Genomic DNA, 17942 nt, shown 5'->3' with positions numbered 1-17942 from the left:
TATCAGGCACGCTGTTTGTGCTGCAGGTATTCCGGAGAAAAATTGAAATACACTCCGGTACCGCCGTGGCTGCGCCGCCGGATGTCTATTGTGCCGCCCAAGTGTTTACTACGCTCCTGCATAATCGCCAAACCGTAGTGATTCAGTTTTTCAGCTGACTGCGGGATGCCAATACCGTTATCTTCTATTGCCAGCACTATCGACTCGCCTTTATGCTGCTGCAAACTGATTACAATCTCGCTACCGCCACTATGGTGCACTGCATTTTGGCTAGCCTCGCGAATAATTTGCAGCAGGTGAATTTCTTCATGCGGTGCCAGCGGAATATTGGTTAACTGATAATCCAGCTTTATCTGCATGCCGGATTGTTCGCTGAGCTGTTTCACCGAGGCTTGCAGCGCACTGTGCAGGCCGGCGCCATCTACTTTCAGCCGGAAGGTGGTCAGCAGTTCGCGCAGCTGACGATAAGCTGTATCCAGACCCTGTTTTAATTCAGCCGACACATCGGCAATGGTGTCTTTATCGTCTTTTTGTGTGGCTTTATTTAACCGGGTAACCTGAATTTTTAAGTACGACAATGCCTGCGCCAATGAATCGTGTAACTCACGGGCAATTACAGTGCGCTCCTGCATCAGGGCAAGGCGCCTAACCTGCTCTTCCTCTGACTTTAAACTCAGTGCCAGTGCCAGCTGATCGGCCACCGAAGCCAGCAATTTTTGCTGCCAGCGGTCAAGTTGTCCTTCTGAGATACGCGCCACCAATACGCCATATTTCTTTTTGTCACGGTGCAGCAAATAGTTGTAGCTATTGCTGTTGCAACCCGACAATTGCGGCAAGCTGAGGCAATCGCCACAATTTTCCTGCGCACAAGGGTCGTCGCTGCTATCTCCCGGCAACACCTGCATATAGGGTTTATCACCCTCTTCAGTGAACAGGCACAGCTCCAGATCGTCTACTTTCACTACCGTTTTTAACTCAGACACTATCTGATTAAAATCAACATACTCAGGTGCGTGCTCACTAATACGCTGAGCCGTATTGTATAAAAAGCGCAAAGTGGTATTAGTATGCTGCAGCGCTTCGGTTTGTTCTTCCACCCGCTTTTCCAGATTACCGTACATATATGCGATGGAGTCACTCATTTTATTAAAGCTATGCGCTAATGCCCCTAGCTCATCATTATTCGCAACATTTACCCGGTGAGTAAAATCCCCCATTGCCACCTGCCGTGCACCTTTAGTTAAATCTTCCAGTGGCTGCTGCACCATCACTTTTAACCAGTAGATCACTATTGCAGACAATAATACCGTTGCCAGCAAAGCCACCAACTGCAAGGTACGAAAACTGCGGACTTTATATTCAGCATCTTGCTGAATGTAAAACACCAGGTCTTCCAGTAACTGAATTTGCTGCTGTAACTGTCTTTCCAGTTGCGGCATATCTAACGGCTTCTGTTGTAACAACGGCCCAATTAGCTGCCAGTGCTGTTGCGCGGCATCAAACTGCTGCACTATCTTGTCATTATGTAAAAACCGTTTAAACACAGGATGCTGCCAGCTAAGGCTGAATTGTTCCCGCGCTTGTTCCAGCTTCACTTCATCTTGTTGCAAGGTTAACCAGGCCAAACGGTAGCTTTGCATCCGCAGCGAACCGGCGACATTTACTGCATGGGCGTCACTGTCGGTTTTATCCGACAACCAATACGACGCCAGCATGGTGCCAATCGCCAGCGTAACAATACAGGCCAGCGCAATATTAATTCGGGTAACAATGGAAAACTGTCGCATAACCGCTCCGCTTAGTTTACTGCCTAAAGCATACCTGCTAATTGCCACTCGTGCTGGCTTGTCGCTAAAAACCATTGACACAATTGAGCTACCCCTTTTTCCCTGCCCGGTTAGCTGCAACAGCCAACACCACGCAACAAGGGGTAACAGCCAGCGTATTATCAAGCATAACAGCGCTACCCACACTACCACCTTGTGGGTATTTTCGTTTTTTATCAGCTATTTAGAGCACTGGCTGCCTTGTTCCAAATCAAGCATCATCCCACTGTTGTTTCTATAGTGTGCATACCAGAAAAGCAAAATGTCTGTTCATGCAGGACAAGACCAGGAGTAAACCATGAGTCACCTACTCGACAAACTGCGGTTTTTTAAAACCCGCAAAGAACCCTTCGCCGACGGCCACGGTGTCACAACTAACGAAGACAGAAGCTGGGAACAGGGTTACCGGCAGCGCTGGCAGCACGATAAAATTGTGCGTTCTACCCATGGGGTAAACTGTACCGGCTCTTGCAGCTGGAAAATTTATGTTAAAGATGGCCTGGTAACCTGGGAAACCCAGCAAACTGACTACCCGCGCACCCGGCCGGATTTACCGAACCACGAACCACGCGGCTGCCCACGCGGCGCCAGCTATTCCTGGTACATTTACAGCGCCAACCGCTTAAAATACCCCAAGGTACGCCAACAATTAATGAAACTGTGGCGCGAAGCCAAAGCGGTACATAAAGATCCGGTAAAAGCCTGGGAATCTATTGTCAGCGACCCGGTAAAAGCGAAAAGCTACAAAGAACGCCGCGGTTTAGGTGGCTTTATCCGCGCCAGCTGGGATGAAGTGAACGAGCTGATTGCAGCTTCAAACGTCTACACCACAAAAGCTTACGGCCCGGACAGGGTTACCGGCTTCTCGCCCATTCCGGCGATGTCGATGGTGTCGTACGCCGCCGGTGCGCGTTATTTATCCTTAATTGGCGGTAACTGTTTAAGCTTCTATGACTGGTACTGCGATTTACCGCCGGCCTCACCGCAAGTTTGGGGTGAGCAAACCGACGTACCCGAATCAGCCGACTGGTATAACTCCAATTACATTATTGTTTGGGGCTCTAACGTGCCGCAAACCCGCACGCCAGATGCGCACTTCTTAACCGAAGTACGCTACAAAGGCACCAAAACCTGTGTTATCACCTCGGACTATTCTGAAGCGTCTAAATTTGGTGATACCTGGTTAGCCCCGCGTCAGGGCACCGACGCCGCACTGGCGATGGCGTTTGGCCATGTTATTTTGCAGGAGTTCTACGTTAATAACCCAAGCGCCTATTTTACTGACTATGTAAAACGCACCACCGATATGCCAATGCTGGTGATGCTGGAGCAAGGTGACAAGCATCTGACGCAAGGCCGGTTTTTACGCGCTGCCGATTTAGTCGATAATCTGGGTGAAGATAATAACCCGGACTGGAAAACCATTGCGCTGAACAGCGATGGCCGCTTAACCAGCCCGAACGGTGCCATTGGTTATCGCTGGGGCCAGGCCGGTAAATGGAATCTGGAGCAAAAAGATAAAGCCGGCGAAATCGACTTACAGTTATCGCTAAAAGATAACCGCGACGAGCTGGTCGATGTGGCTTTCCCGTATTTTGGTGGCGCGCCGCACGAATATCAGTACTTTCAGCACACCGCGCATGACGATGTGCAAATTCGCAAAATTCCGGCCAAACGCGTTGAGCTTGCCGATGGCAGCACGGCCTTAGTCGCAACGGTATTTGATTTAATGTTGGCGCACTATGGCGTCGATAACGGCATTGGTGATGCCAGCCGCGCCAAGTCTTACCTGGATAATGTGCCTTACACGCCGGGCTGGCAGCAGCCAATCACCGGCGTTGCTCCTGAAGATGTCATTCGGGTAGCACGCGAATTTGCCCGCAACGCTGATAAAACCCGCGGCCGCTCTATGGTCATTGTCGGTGCGGCACTGAACCACTGGTACCACATGGACATGAATTACCGTGGCTTAATTAATATGCTGATGATGTGCGGTTGCATCGGCCAAAGCGGTGGTGGCTGGGCGCATTATGTCGGCCAGGAAAAACTGCGGCCGCAAACCGGCTGGACACCTCTGGCCTTTGCGCTGGACTGGCAGCGGCCACCACGCCATATGAACGGTACCTCGTTCTTTTACAACCACTCCAGCCAGTGGCGTTATGAAAAGCTGGATATGACCGAAATTATCTCGCCACTGGCTAACAAAGAAAAATGGAGCGGCAGCATTATTGACTTTAACGCCCGCGCCGAACGCATGGGTTGGTTACCGTCAGCTCCGCAACTGGGCGTTAACCCGCTGGGCCTGGCGGCTAAAGCCAAAGCCGCCGGCGTAGAGTTAAAAGACTATGTGCTGCAGCAGCTGAAAGATCGCAGTATTAAGTTTGCCTGCGAACAGCCAGAGAGCCCACAAAACTTCCCGCGCAATATGTTTATCTGGCGCTCTAACCTGCTGGGTTCCAGCGGTAAAGGCCACGAATATATGCTTAAGCACTTTTTAGGTACCAAACACGGTCTGCTGGGTAAAGACTTAGGCGAGTTTGGCGGCAAAAAGCCGGAAGATATCGAGTGGACTGATGATGGCGCCGAAGGCAAAGTTGATTTATGGGTGACATTGGATTTCCGTATGTCGACCACCTGTCTGTATTCCGACATTGTGCTGCCAACCGCCACCTGGTATGAAAAAGACGATATGAATACCTCGGATATGCATCCGTTTATTCACCCTTTAACCGCCGCCATTGACCCGGTATGGGAAGCGCGCAGCGACTGGGAGATCTTTAAAGGCATTGCCAAGGCGTTCTCCAAAGCCGCGGTTGGCCACTTAGGCGTTGAAACCGATGTAGTCACCACGCCAATGCACCATGACACTCCGGCCGAACTGGCACAACCTTATGGCGTAAAAGCCTGGTGGAAAGGTGAATGTGAGGCCATTCCGGGTTTGACGATGCCACATATTAATATTGTTGAGCGTGATTACCCCAACACTTATCAACGCTTCACCTCAATTGGCCCGCTGCTGGAGAAAATCGGCAACGGCGGCAAAGGCATCGGCTGGGATACCAAGGACGAAGTGAGTTTCCTGAAAAAACTCAACCGTGTGCACACCGATGAAGGCATTAACAAAGGCATGGCGAAGATTGACAGCGCCATCGACGCCTGCGAGATGATTTTATCTTTAGCACCGGAAACCAATGGCCAGGTGGCCGTTAAAGCCTGGGAAGCCTTGGGTAAAATTACCGGCCGCGACCACACCCATTTAGCGCTGCCCAAAGCTGACGAGAAAATCCGCTTTAACGATATCGTCGCCCAGCCGCGCAAGATCATCAGCTCGCCTACCTGGTCAGGCCTGGAAGATGAGCATGTGTCGTACAACGCCGGTTACACCAATGTGCACGAGTTGATCCCATGGCGCACCATTACCGGCCGCCAGCAGTTTTATCAGGATCACGAATGGATGCGCGACTTTGGCGAGCAGCTGTGTAGCTACAAACCGCCGATTAACTTAAAAACCGTACAGCCGGTACTAAACAAAAAGCCTAACGGTAATAAAGAGATCGTACTGAACTGGATCACACCGCACCAAAAATGGGGTATTCACAGCACTTACTCCGACAACCTGTTAATGCTGACCCTGTCGCGTGGTGGCCCTATTGTCTGGCTTAGCGAAATCGACGCCGCTGCCGCGGGTATTGAAGATAACGACTGGATTGACATCTTTAACGTTAACGGCGCCATCGCCGCCCGAGCTGTGGTATCGCAAAGGGTTCCGGAAGGCATGAGCATGATGTACCACGCTCAGGAGCGCATTGTAAACGTGCCCGGCAGCGAGTTAACCGGTACCCGTGGTGGTATTCACAACTCGGTTACCCGCGCCGTAATGAAGCCAACCCATATGATCGGTGGCTATGCCCAGCAGGCTTATGGTTTTAACTACTATGGCACCGTTGGCTGTAACCGTGACGAGTTTGTCATCATCCGCAAGATGGGCAAAGTCGACTGGTTAGACACTAAATAAGCTTGGAGTAAGTAACATGAAAGTAAGAGCCCAAATTGGCATGGTGCTGAATTTAGATAAGTGCATAGGCTGCCACACTTGCTCCATCACTTGTAAAAATGTCTGGACCTCACGCGAAGGCGTCGAGTATGCCTGGTTTAACAACGTTGAAACCAAGCCTGGTATTGGTTTTCCGAAAGAGTGGGAAAACCAGCAAAAGTGGAACGGTGGCTGGGTACGCAACAAAAGCGGCAAGCTGGAGCTGAAAATCGGCGGTAAGCGGCGTATTTTAGCCAATATTTTCGCCAACCCGGATTTGCCGGAAATTGACGATTACTACGAGCCGTTCGATTTTGACTACCAGCATTTGCATACCGTTGGCGACACTAAACACCAGCCGGTAGCAAGGCCCCGCTCGCTGATCAGCGGCCAGCGGATGGAAAAAATTGAATGGGGCCCGAACTGGGAAGAAATTCTCGGTACCGAGTTTGCCAAACGCAAAATAGACCAGAACTTTAACGAGGTGGTGCAAAAGGACATTTACGGTCAGTTTGAAAAGACCTTTATGATGTATCTGCCGCGTTTGTGCGAGCACTGTTTAAACCCGGCCTGTGTCGCGGCCTGCCCTTCCGGCGCCATTTATAAGCGCGAAGAAGATGGCATAGTGCTGATTGACCAGGACAAATGCCGCGGCTGGCGTATGTGTGTATCGGCCTGCCCGTACAAAAAAATCTATTACAACTGGAAAACCGGTAAATCAGAAAAATGTACCTTCTGCTTCCCGCGCATTGAAGCCGGCCAGCCAACGGTATGCTCGGAAACCTGTGTCGGCCGCATCCGCTACTTAGGTGTGCTGCTGTATGACGCCGATAAAATTGAAATTGCCGCCAATACGCCGAACGAGAAAGATCTGTATCAGGCGCAGCTGGATATCTTCCTTGATCCGAACGATCCGGCAGTGATTGCTGCGGCCAAAGCAGAAGGTATAGGTGATAACTGGATTAAAGCCGCCCAGCGCTCGCCGGTGTATATGATGGCGATGGAGTGGAAAGTTGCCCTGCCATTGCACCCTGAGTATCGCACGCTGCCGATGGTCTGGTATGTGCCGCCATTGTCACCGATCCAGAGTGCAGTCCAGGCTGGCCATGTGGGTATGAACGGCGAAATCCCGGATTTGAAATCGCTGCGTATTCCGCTGCGCTATCTGGCCAATATGCTCACCGCCGGTGATGAGGCACCGGTAGTGCGGGCGCTGGAGCGAATGATCGCGATGCGCGCCTTTAAACGCTCGCAGCAGGTCGATGGCGTTGAAGATGCCGAAGTGCTGCAGCAGGTTGGCTTAACGCCGGTGCAGGTAGAAGAAATGTACCGCTATATGGCGTTGGCTAACTATGAAGACAGGTTTGTCATTCCCACCAGCCATCGTGCCTATGCCGAAAACGCTTACGACCTGAAATCCAGTTGTGGTTTCAGTTTCGGCAACGGCTGTGGTGATGGCAATAACGGCGTAAATCTGTTTGGCACTAAAGCCAAAGGTGTACGTCAGGTTATCCCGGTAGAGATTCAGGAGTAAGCGCCATGCCCATACTACAACTACTATCCTTGCTGCTGGATTATCCGAAGCAGCCGTTAGTCGACGCCAAAGCCGAATTGCTGGCAATAGTGGCCGATGCCACTATCGAGCCGGCATTAAAGCAGAGCCTAAGCACTTTTATCGACAGCCGCACCAGCGGCGAGCTGATGGACTGGCAGTCTGAATACGACAGCCTGTTTGAACGCGGCCGCTCGTTATCCTTGCTGATTTTTGAGCATATCCACGGCGAGTCACGCGACCGCGGCCAGGCGATGGTGAACCTGCTGGCGCAATATCGCGAAGCCGGGCTGGATATTGGCGTAAAAGAGCTGCCGGATTACCTGCCGCTATACCTGGAGTTTTTATCTACCCAGGGCGAGCAAAACGCGCAAATTGGTTTGGAAGAAATTGCGCCGGTGCTGGCGGTACTGCTGTGTCGCCTGCAGCAGCGCGAGTCTGACTACGCCGGTATTTTTGCCACCCTTGTAGCATTATCTGCCGCTGAAGTCGACTTGGCTGACATAAAACAGCAGATCGCCGGCGAGAAGCGCGACGATACACCAAAAGAGCTGGACAAGGTTTGGGAGGAAGAGATGGTCAGCTTTATCGGCAACGAGCAAACCAGCTCAGCATGCGGCACAGGCAATAAACCGACTGACGGTCAGCGTCGCGACCAGTTTATTCCGCTTAGCACTGAGCTGTTAAACCCTGCGCTAAAGCAGACAGACGCGTTAAGCACAGCACTTTAAAAGAGGCCGCTGCCAAGCGCGCTTAAAGGAGCATTAACATGGCACACTTAAACCTGTTTGCCTTTGGCATTTATCCGTACATTGCCATCGCCATTATGGTGATTGGCAGTTGGATCCGCTATGACAGAGAGCAATACAGCTGGAAAACCAGCTCCAGCCAGCTGCTGGAAAGCAAACAGCTGCGCAAAGGCAGCATTGCCTTTCATATCGGCGTACTGGGTATCTTTTTAGGCCATTTCTTTGGCTTATTAATGCCCAAAGAGATCTGGTATCTGTTTGGTATTACCACCCAGATGAAACAACTGATCGCTATAGGTGCCGGTGGCTTGTTCGGCCTGATCTGCTTCTACGGCTTAACGGTGCTGATTAAACGCCGGCTGTTTAACCCTCGGATCCGCGCTACCAGTAACCCTATGGATATCGCTATATTGTTTTTACTGTATGCACAGCTAATTCTGGGGCTGCTGTCGATTTTTGTCTCGATGGGCCATTTAGATGGCGCCGAGATGCTAAAACTGATGGCCTGGGCGCAAAATACCGTCACCTTTAACAGTTTGGCAGCAGCAGAAGCCATTAGCGGCGTGCACTGGATTTTTAAACTGCACGTGTTCCTTGGTATGACGCTGTTTGTCGTGTTCCCGTTCAGCCGCTTAGTACACATGCTGAGTGCACCGGTGCAGTACGTGCGCCGCCAGCACCAGATAGTACGCCAGCGTTTTGTGCGCTAGATAAACTTTCGGGCTCCGGGAGGCTTTAAGCCGGTGTTGCACACAAAGACGCCGTAAATCCATCCGTGGAGGCTCCTCTCCGGCATCCATGCCGGAGACGCTTTGTTTAGCAACAACGGCTCGCCCCCTTCAGCAGCCGGGCAGCAAGCTACAACTAACGCAGAGGTTCAAAATGATACAAGTAAACAATGCCAGTATCAGCGAAGCGGCCATTATGGCCGAAGTACAATACCATCCGGCGGCGAACAAACGCGCGGCCACGCTTAAAGCCGCTGAATCGCTGATCATCGGTGAATTATTACGTCAACGCGCCAAAACGCTGGGCCTGAGCGTAAAAAGCGAGCTGAACAGCGCCAGCGATGATGACTTTCTGGATGCACTGATTAGCCGCGAACTGCCTATCCCAACTGCATCTGAAGAAGAATGCTTACAATACTACAAGCTGAACCCGCAGCGCTTCGCCAGCTCACCGCTGCTGGAAGTCAGCCATATTTTGCTGGCCGCTGCACCGGAGGATGACAAAGCCCGGGTAGAAGCCAAGATCTTATCCGAGCAATTAATCCTGAAACTGCAACAAGGCGACAGCCTGACTGAGCTGGCTAAACACTACTCGGCCTGCCCGTCAAAAGAAACCGGCGGTAGCCTTGGCCAAATAAGTCGTGGCCAGACAGTGCCGGAGTTTGAACGGCAAATATTCAGTGCTGAGCCAGGTTTACTGCCACAGGGTATCGAAAGCCGTTACGGTTTTCATATCGTGTTTATTGCCCGCAAAGTGCCGGGCAAGCTATTGCCGTTTAGCGCCGTACAGCAAAAAATAGCCGAATACCTGAACGAGAAAGTACGCCGCAAAGCGGTGGCACAATATATTCATACACTGATAGTTGCGGCAGAAATTGAAGGTTATGATTTTAAGCTATCCGACTCGCCGCTAATGCAGTAAAACGCTACCCTTATCGGGGGCGCATGCTTGCGCCCTTTTTTGCTTTTCTGTTACTTAAGACTAAGAAAACAGCGCAGTACCAACCGGTCCTACCCACTTACCATAAAGTAGGTAACCATTTAATATAATTATAAAAAAACACATTTAGCGTTAGGATCTTCCTGTCGTCTATTGTCAGGAAGCCCGCAATGAAAACCCCTGTCTCTGCTTTACCTTTTGCCATCACTTTCGCGTTCTCTGCTGCCGTTGCATCACCACCTGCACAGGCCGACAGCGCCGGCGAACAACTGCAGCAAGCATTGGCACAAAGTAGCGTATCGGCGCATTTTCGCTACAGGTTGGAATATGTCGACCAAGACAATGTACCGGAAGATGCTGTCGCCTCTACGCTACGTAGCCGCTTAAGCGTTAATACCGGTAAAGCCTATGGTGTTAGCGCCTTATTCCAGATTGATAATGTCAGCCAGGTGGGCAACGACAATTACAACAACACGGTAAATGGCAAAACTCACTACAGCGTGGTGGCTGACCCTAAAGGCATCGACATTAATCAGGCGTTGCTGCGCTATCAAAATGACAGTGGTACAACGCTAAGCGCTGGCCGCCAGCTGGTTAACCAGCTGAACCAACGCTTTTTAGGCGGTGTCGGCTGGCGCCAGAATGAGCAAACCTTGAATGGCTACCGCCTGCAACAAACATTTGCCAACAACTTTAGCGCTGAGCTTGGCCATTACTACAACGTTAACCGGGTATTTGGTCCCAAAAGCCCCGCTGCCGATCAACACGGCAGCTTCAATACGGCACTACTGCAATGGCAGATAACTCCGGCGCATCAGTTGGCTGCTTTTAGCTACGACTTTGATTTTGATAACTGGGCAGCACGCAACAGCCGGACAGTTGGCGCAGATTATCAGGGCAAGCTTAACAGCGGACCTAAGCTTAGCTGGCAGTTAGCGCTGGCTAAACAAGACGATGCGCATAATGCGCCATTAAACTTCAGCCACCACTATCACCGCTTAAGCCTGAGCTGGGCGCTGAATAGCGTAACGTTGGAGGCCGGGCAGGAGCGTTTAGCCGGTGATGGCCAAAGCGCTTTTCAAACGCCGCTGGCAACGCTGCATGCTTTTTCCGGTTTCGCCGATATGTTTTTAACTACCCCAAATAGCGGCCTGCGGGATAACTGGCTGCAGGTTAATACTAAGCTCAGCGGTATGGCGTTGACGTTGGCGTATCATCGCTTTGACAGTGATGCCGGTAGCAGCAAATACGGTGATGAATGGAATGCCAGCGCCGGCTACGCTCTGAACAAACAATTATCTGCCTTACTGAAACTGGCGCATTACAACGCTGATACCCTGGCAGTGAACACTACTAAAGTTTGGCTGATGCTCAGCTACCAATTGTAGCCATCGTTAAGTTTTTCTTCTCTCATAGTTCCACCTTGGCCAATACTGCATGTTGGCTCCTCTGCACCGCCCCTGGTTTTCAGTGGGCGGTTTTTTTATTTTCTATGTCACACAGCCATCCCCGCGCCCTACTCCCGATGGGGTAATAACTGCAGTAAAACTGCGCTCTGGCGCCGGGCTGATGTTTTCACAGCTGCAAAAACATGATCCAGATCAAACTTTGACCTGAGCTTAGCGCTAAGCTAAACCACAACATCTAGTGCCATTAAAAACAAAAAAGCACTATATAGAGGGTTGAATGCTTAGATTTACTGATGAACAAATCGCCTTTCAGGAAGTGCCCGGCGAAGTATCACTGGCTTATACCATCGCCGGCTGTCCGCTGGGTTGCAAAGGCTGCCACAGCAGCTATAGCTGGCATAGCGAGCAAGGTACCATGTTAACAGCTAGCTATCTGCACCAGCGGCTGCAAACCTATCAGAGCCTGATTAGCTGCGTACTGTTTTTAGGTGGTGAATGGCAACCTCAGACGCTACTGCCACTGTTAATGATGGTGCGTAGCGCCGGCCTGAACACCTGTTTATATACCGGGTTGGACGATGTCAGCCCGGCGCTTAAACAGCAACTGACCTACCTGAAAACCGGCCGCTGGCTGGCCGAGCGCGGCGGCCTGAACAGCCCGAATACTAACCAGATTTTTACCGATTTACGCACAGGCCAATGCCTGAATCATTTATTTATCCAACCATAACATGCTGAGAGATACGCTATGCAAGCACTGAATTTCCATCAACTACAAAGCAAACTCACGTTTATCGAAAATTATCTGACAGCAAACAATGCGGCCGATGGCTCGAAACTGGATGCAAATGCCAACGTAACACAAAAAAACATTGCCACCCTGGAAGCTGAGCTGATGAAAGATCATTTTATCCAGGTAAACCGCGCCTTAGTCAGCAATAAAATCAGCACACTGTTTGGCGCGGAATTAGCTGCTGAGTATCTGCGCCAAATCACTGAGCATGAAATTTACGTACACGACGAGACCAGCTTAAAGCCCTATTGCGTGTCGGTAACCATGTATCCGTTTTTACGTGATGGTTTAACCAAACTGGGTGGCGAGTCACAGGCGCCAAAACATTTAGAGTCATTCTGCGGCTGCTTTGTAAACTTTGTGTTTGCGGTGTCCAGCCAATTTGCTGGCGCCGTGGCCACGGTGGAGTTTTTAACCTACTTTGATTACTTCGCCCGCAGGGATTATGGCGATAATTATCTGCAAACTCATACCAAGCAAATTGCCAACCATCTGCAGCATGTAGTATACGCGCTAAACCAACCGGCTGCCGCGCGTGGCTATCAAAGCGTGTTCTGGAATATCTCGGTGTACGATCAACATTACTTCGACAGTATGTTTGGTAACTTTGTGTTTCCGGATTTTGTAAAACCAGAATGGCAGTCGGTGTCCGCACTGCAGCAGTTCTTTTTGCAGTGGTTTAATAAAGAGCGGGAAAAAACCGTATTGACCTTTCCGGTGGTCACCGTGGCGATGCTAACGGAAAACGGTAAGTGTAAAGACACTCTCTTTGCCAACGAGATCGCTCACGAGATGGCCGCGGGTAACTCCTTCTTTATCTATCAATCAGAGAATGCCGACTCCTTAGCCAGCTGCTGCCGGCTACGCAGTGAAATCAGCGACAATACCTTCTCGTATTCGCTGGGGGCCGGCGGTGTTGCCACCGGCTCCATCAACGTAATTACCCTTAATATGAACCGCTTAATACAGGATGGCCGCGACATCGCTGTGGAAATTGCCAAAATTCATAAATATCAGGTGGCATACCGTAAATTAATTGAAGAGTACAAAGCCGCCGGCTTACTCACCGTATACGACGCTGGTTTTATCAGCCTGGACAAACAATTCTTAACTATTGGCATTAACGGCATGGTCGAAGCAGCGGAATCACAAGGCCTCGCTGCCGGCAATAACCCTGACTACATCAAATTTGTGCAGCAACAACTAAAAGTAATTTTCGATGCGAATAAAGCCGCAAAAGCTGAGTACGGTTATATGTTTAACACCGAATTTGTACCGGCTGAAAACCTCGGCGTGAAAAATGCCAAGTGGGACCGCGAAGATGGCTACCTGGTGCCGCGCGATTGCTATAACTCGTATTTTTATGTGGTAGAGGATGAGCACAGCAATACGCTGGACAAATTCCAGCTGCATGGCCGCGAGTTACTGGATTACCTCGACGGCGGCTCAGCGCTGCATTTAAACCTGGAGGAAAAACTCGATCAGCCGGGCTATGTAAACCTGTTAAACATTGCCGCCCGGACCGGCTGTAATTACTTTTGTGTCAACGTCAAAATTACCATCTGTAACCAATGTGAAGCCATCGACAAGCGCACTCTGTGTGCCTGCCCGGCCTGTGGCAGTAAAGATATTGACTACGGCACCCGGGTTATCGGCTATTTAAAACGGGTATCAGCTTTTAGCAGCGGCCGCCGCCAGGAACATAGCCTGCGGCATTATCAACGACAACAATCGGATAATAGAGCACAGCGCAGCGCTTAATCGTAGGGACGCATCATTGCGCCCTATTTTTCAAATGTTGCCACATGATGCCAGATAGTTCGCACCAGCATGAATAAGCATGGCGGTCAGACTAACCGCCATGCTTATAAAAAATATCAACTACTATATAACAGCAGATATCTCAGACATTCTTTATCTTTGGCCTTTCCTCTTAACCCGCATTAACATCAATCCCATCGCGCCAAGAAGACTCAAAGAGATAGTGCCGGGTTCCGGTACCATTAGCACACCTCTTGCTTGCCAAACGGTAGGGCTGTCTGTTGCATTGCCACTGGCAAGGTCAGCGCTAAAGATGGTGTCACCGCCCGGAGTATTGTAAACAAGGTTTATCAGGCCATCTGTAAGCAGCCAATTGTTTAACCGGTCTGTAGGTGTAGTGCAGCCGTTCCAACCACCGGCCGGCGTCGCACCGGGTTGAACTCTGGGGTTTGGCGCATAACCATCACAGGCAAATATAAAAATCTCATTGTTTTCTCCTGTTACCAGCCAGCTTGTCAGGTCAAACAGGGTGGCCAGATAGTCAGGCCCGGTGTCATCAAGCCACACTCCGTTCGGCGTTAGCAGATTGCCATTGACGTAAAGCGCAAAATAATCGTCGGCAGCAACATAGAGGTATGCATCGTTCAGATATACCGGGTAGCCCGTGTCAGCTATCCCCGGCAGATAAAAGTTATAGCGAAACTGCGCCATATTTGGGACGTATTGGATGTTCGTGTCCGGGTCGCGTGCGTTGTTACTGCCGTCACAACTGGGGCCGGGTGTCTCTTGGTCGCAGTACCACATATAACTGGCGGATGAACCCGGAATAACCTGGTCCGGAGGCGGTGGTGGTAATGCGGAAAAATCCAACGTTCCGGGGCTGCCCCAGTCCGTATAGTAAATGGTTGATGCCAGCACACTAACCGGGGTGCAAGCGAGAGCCAGTACAACAGCCGTTAATTTCCACTTAGATGTGTTCATATTCTGGTTCCTTGAGTGTTAAATGACGATCCCTGCAACTGTGGTTGCCCTTGAAAGGACGCATAATATGAGCCAACGCTGTTTTTTCCTGACATAATCCATCGTCGCAAAAAACATCAAACAGCTGCATCTTGCTGGCAAAACAACAAAAATTGGCGATTAACAAATACTGCGCCTTGCCTCGCTCAAACTACTGTCGAGGCCATATCTTTCAATACATTCCAGGATCCGTTCCGGCCTGCCCCAGTCGTCCCAGTCTATGGCTGTCATCGGCAGTACCAGACATTGCTGCGCCACTTTTTGTAATAGGTCGCTGGAAAAATCCAGGCCGGGCATATACTGGAAGGTATTATGAATCGCTTTGTCGACAGCCTCGCGCAGCATATCGCCTTGCAGTGCGCCTCTGGTTAAACGATGCAGATATAAAAAACACAAAAAGAACTTCGGTTGCAGTGTTTCAGCCAGTTGCCACAGCAGTTGGCCGTTAGCGGCGATTATCATCGTGCTCCACAACGCATTATTACTGAATAAACGTCTTGCTTGCTGATTATCCGGCTTTTCAACAAAAGCGGATACCGGCTGCAAGTCTGCCTCTGACATTACAGCGCCCCTGGTACCGGATTCAATCCAGCCAAAGTCCGGATTAGGCCAGCGGGCTTCAGCCCCCAGCAATATTAAGTGCTTAGTATCGACAGCGGCGGCACTCAATGCGGTGGCGGCCAGCGTTACAAAATGGGACTCCGGAAAAATAAAATGGTCTGACGGCATAATAATAACGTTGGCCTCAGGCTCAATAGCTAAAATATGCGCTAAGGCCAGATAAATGGCCGCGGCGGTACCATTGCTGTCCGGCTGGTACAACACAGTGCCAGGAATACTGTTGATATCCATTTCATCAAAATATACCGCCTGCTCAGCAACAGACACCGTAACAATATTCTTCTGACCGACGATTTGTCTGGCCCTGTCCCAGGTATGCTCAAGCATGCTGCGATCGCCGGCAAAACGACAGAATTGCTTTGGCCGGTATGTCCCTAACCATTCCTGAATGGCCTCACGCATCCGCTCGCCACGACCGCCTGCCAGCACAATGGCCCAATATTTCCCGCTGGAATTTGCCGGTGCTAACTGTCTGTCTGCCGTAATATCTTCCGGTGCATATATATGTTCAAAGCTCTTACCCGCTTTACTGAAACTCATGTTTCCTCCTGTCTGCAAGACCGATTGATTAGTAATGGAAGTCACGTCGATACAAAGCTGAACATAACCGCATAGCGATACCCGCAAGCCTGGTGTCAGGCCAACTGAAGCGATTCGTTATTACCTAATCAGTGTAAGGAAGAAAAAAATAATCTCGCTCGGATTTAGCCGGACTTTAAGCTAGGGAATACCCCTAAAGAATGCACTGTCGCGGCGGCAAACGTACAAACTGCAACTATACTGGATCGCAGTATTAAGCTGTCGGATATAAAAACATGCTCTCAGAGCAGGAAGAGCAAGAAAAACTGCAGGCCATTTTACGCACTGTGGCCGATGTTATCATCACCATTGACCACACCGGCACAGTGATACAGGTTAACCAGGCGCTGGAACAACAGTTTGGGTATACCCCGGCAGAGCTAACAGGGCGTAATATATCGATGCTAATGCCAGAGCCTTATGCCAGCGAGCATGATGGTTATCTGGCCCGTTATTTACGCACCGACAAAGCCGGCATTATTGGTGTAGGCCGCGAGCTGGTTGCTAAACATAAAAATGGCAGCTTATTCCCTATTCACTTGTCAGTAACCAAAGTAGAAGCTTTTCCGTTTTTTGTTGGCGTGATCCGCGATATGTCAGAGTTGGTTAAATTAGAGAAAGAAACCTTACTTATCGGCGAACAGGAGCGTAACCGGATCAGCAGAGAATTACATGATGATCTGGGCCAAAATCTGATGGGAATATCTATGCAGCTGCAGGGGCTAACTAAGCAGCTAGCCGGCACCGACAATCCGTTACAGCATCAGCTACAGCAACTGAGTAACGAGCTACAACAAAATGTCAGAAATATCAGAGACGTTATTAGTGAACTGGCCACCATCGAACTAGAGGAGCAGGGCCTGAAAGATGCACTGAAAACCTTTATTAGCAGTTGCAACCGGTATCATAAAACGCCGGTCAACTTAATGTGTGAAGGTGAATGGCAAGCAGAAGATTATGGCGTAGCGGTGCAATTATACCGCATTGCCAGAGAAGCGATTTATAACGCCCTGAAACATGCTGATGCCAGCTGTATTGATGTAAGCCTGCTGCAACAGCCTGACAGCATCCGTTTGGTCATTCAGGACAATGGCAAAGGCTTTCCACCAGAGATAACATTGCGCGATAGCCGCTTGTTAACAACAGGCCATGGCCTGCGTAATATTCATTTTCGCGCCCATGTTATTGGCGCCCATCTGACAATACGTTCCTCTGCTGATACAGGCACCAGAATTGAATGCCTGTATTGCGGATTAACCGGCAAAGCCGCAGCTGACAGGATTTACTCATGAATACTATTATGTTGGTAGATGATCATCCGGTGTTTCGCTGTGGCATGGCGACATTAATCCGGGCCGAACCGGATTTGACAATATGCGCTGAAGCAGCATCTGTTGATGAAGCACTGCCACTTATCAATCAGCACCAGCCCGATTTGCTGATACTGGATCTGGTGCTTGCCGAAGGCGATGGTCTGCAATTAATTAAACACCTGCGAACTCAGGGCAGCAAACTACCGATCCTGGTAATGTCTATGTACGATGAACGTCTGTTTGCAGAACGTGTACTCCGGGCTGGTGCCAACGGCTTTATTAATAAAGCTGATGCTATCAGCAACATTATTCCGGCTATCCGCCGTGTTCTGAAGGGCAGGATCTATGTTAGTGAGCAGGTATCAGAACTGCTTATTACTGCAAATGTTAATGGCAAAAATAGTCAGGGCAGCGCAGCTGAAACAAAGCTATCGGACCGGGAGATGGAAATTTACATGATGCTGGGCCGGGGTTACAGTACCAAAAGGATTGCTAAAGAGTTGCACCTGAGCCCTAAAACCATTGATTCCCATAAAGAACATATTAAGGAAAAACTAAATATTACCGACAATAACAGCCTTATCCAGCGCGCGGTCACCTGGATGATGAGCAACTGAC

At 50.2% G+C, this 17942-nt stretch carries 13 protein-coding genes; 10 read left to right on the top strand and 3 right to left on the bottom strand.

The genetic code is table 11. The features are described from left to right. Positions 1–2 precede the first annotated feature (2 nt). Positions 3–1787 (bottom strand): ATP-binding protein, encoded by a 1785-nt coding sequence (locus Q8O77_RS11830; RefSeq protein WP_305553130.1) that lies wholly within the window; start codon positions 1785–1787, stop codon positions 3–5. A gap of 337 nt (positions 1788–2124) precedes the next feature. Between Q8O77_RS11830 and Q8O77_RS11825 the strand changes: the two genes are divergently transcribed. The 8 genes from Q8O77_RS11825 to nrdD all read left to right on the top strand — a co-directional run bounded on the left by Q8O77_RS11825 (position 2125) and on the right by nrdD (position 13791). Further along, positions 2125–5841 carry a nitrate reductase subunit alpha gene (locus tag Q8O77_RS11825; protein ID WP_305553128.1) on the top strand — a complete coding sequence of 1239 codons (3717 nt, stop codon included), beginning with the start codon at positions 2125–2127 and terminating at the stop codon, positions 5839–5841. 16 nt (positions 5842–5857) lie between these two features. Then, on the top strand, positions 5858–7393 hold the full coding sequence (gene narH / locus Q8O77_RS11820; RefSeq protein ID WP_305553126.1) for a nitrate reductase subunit beta: 1536 nt from the start codon (positions 5858–5860) through the stop codon (positions 7391–7393). Between the two features lie 5 nt (positions 7394–7398). After that, a complete protein-coding gene (gene narJ, locus Q8O77_RS11815; protein WP_305553124.1) occupies positions 7399–8142 on the top strand; it encodes a nitrate reductase molybdenum cofactor assembly chaperone in 744 nt (247 codons plus the stop codon). Between the two features lie 38 nt (positions 8143–8180). Beyond that, on the top strand, positions 8181–8870 hold the full coding sequence (narI, locus tag Q8O77_RS11810) for a respiratory nitrate reductase subunit gamma (protein ID WP_305553122.1): 690 nt from the start codon (positions 8181–8183) through the stop codon (positions 8868–8870). Positions 8871–9042: 172 nt separating this feature from the next. Next, positions 9043–9810, top strand: coding sequence for a peptidylprolyl isomerase (locus Q8O77_RS11805; protein WP_305553120.1), 768 nt, complete (start codon positions 9043–9045; stop codon positions 9808–9810). A gap of 188 nt (positions 9811–9998) precedes the next feature. Further along, entirely contained in the window at positions 9999–11216 is a 1218-nt protein-coding gene (locus Q8O77_RS11800; protein WP_305553118.1) for a hypothetical protein, read from the top strand. Between the two features lie 298 nt (positions 11217–11514). Next, positions 11515–11967, top strand: coding sequence for an anaerobic ribonucleoside-triphosphate reductase activating protein (gene nrdG, locus Q8O77_RS11795; RefSeq protein WP_305553116.1), 453 nt, complete (start codon positions 11515–11517; stop codon positions 11965–11967). Between the two features lie 18 nt (positions 11968–11985). After that, positions 11986–13791: an anaerobic ribonucleoside-triphosphate reductase gene (gene nrdD, locus Q8O77_RS11790; protein WP_305553114.1), complete on the top strand. Its 1806-nt coding sequence runs from the start codon at positions 11986–11988 to the stop codon at positions 13789–13791. Between the two features lie 153 nt (positions 13792–13944). Here nrdD and Q8O77_RS11785 read toward each other — a convergent pair whose 3' ends face one another. Then, positions 13945–14772: a PEP-CTERM sorting domain-containing protein gene (locus Q8O77_RS11785; protein ID WP_305553112.1), complete on the bottom strand. Its 828-nt coding sequence runs from the start codon at positions 14770–14772 to the stop codon at positions 13945–13947. Between the two features lie 159 nt (positions 14773–14931). Continuing rightward, positions 14932–15972 (bottom strand): sugar phosphate nucleotidyltransferase, encoded by a 1041-nt coding sequence (locus Q8O77_RS11780; protein ID WP_305553110.1) that lies wholly within the window; start codon positions 15970–15972, stop codon positions 14932–14934. Positions 15973–16247: 275 nt separating this feature from the next. On the opposite strand from Q8O77_RS11780, the gene Q8O77_RS11775 reads away from it, so the two are divergent. Both Q8O77_RS11775 and Q8O77_RS11770 read left to right on the top strand, forming a co-directional pair. Further along, entirely contained in the window at positions 16248–17303 is a 1056-nt protein-coding gene (locus Q8O77_RS11775; protein ID WP_305553108.1) for a PAS domain S-box protein, read from the top strand. Further along, on the top strand, positions 17300–17941 hold the full coding sequence (locus Q8O77_RS11770) for a response regulator transcription factor (protein WP_305553106.1): 642 nt from the start codon (positions 17300–17302) through the stop codon (positions 17939–17941). Before Q8O77_RS11775 ends, Q8O77_RS11770 begins: the two co-directional genes overlap by 4 nt. Position 17942: the final 1 nt, after the last annotated feature.

It is taken from the genome of Rheinheimera sp. (assembly GCF_030690345.1).
Taxonomy (GTDB): Bacteria; Pseudomonadota; Gammaproteobacteria; order Enterobacterales; family Alteromonadaceae; genus Alishewanella.
This window is presented reverse-complemented; position numbering and strand designations above follow the sequence as displayed.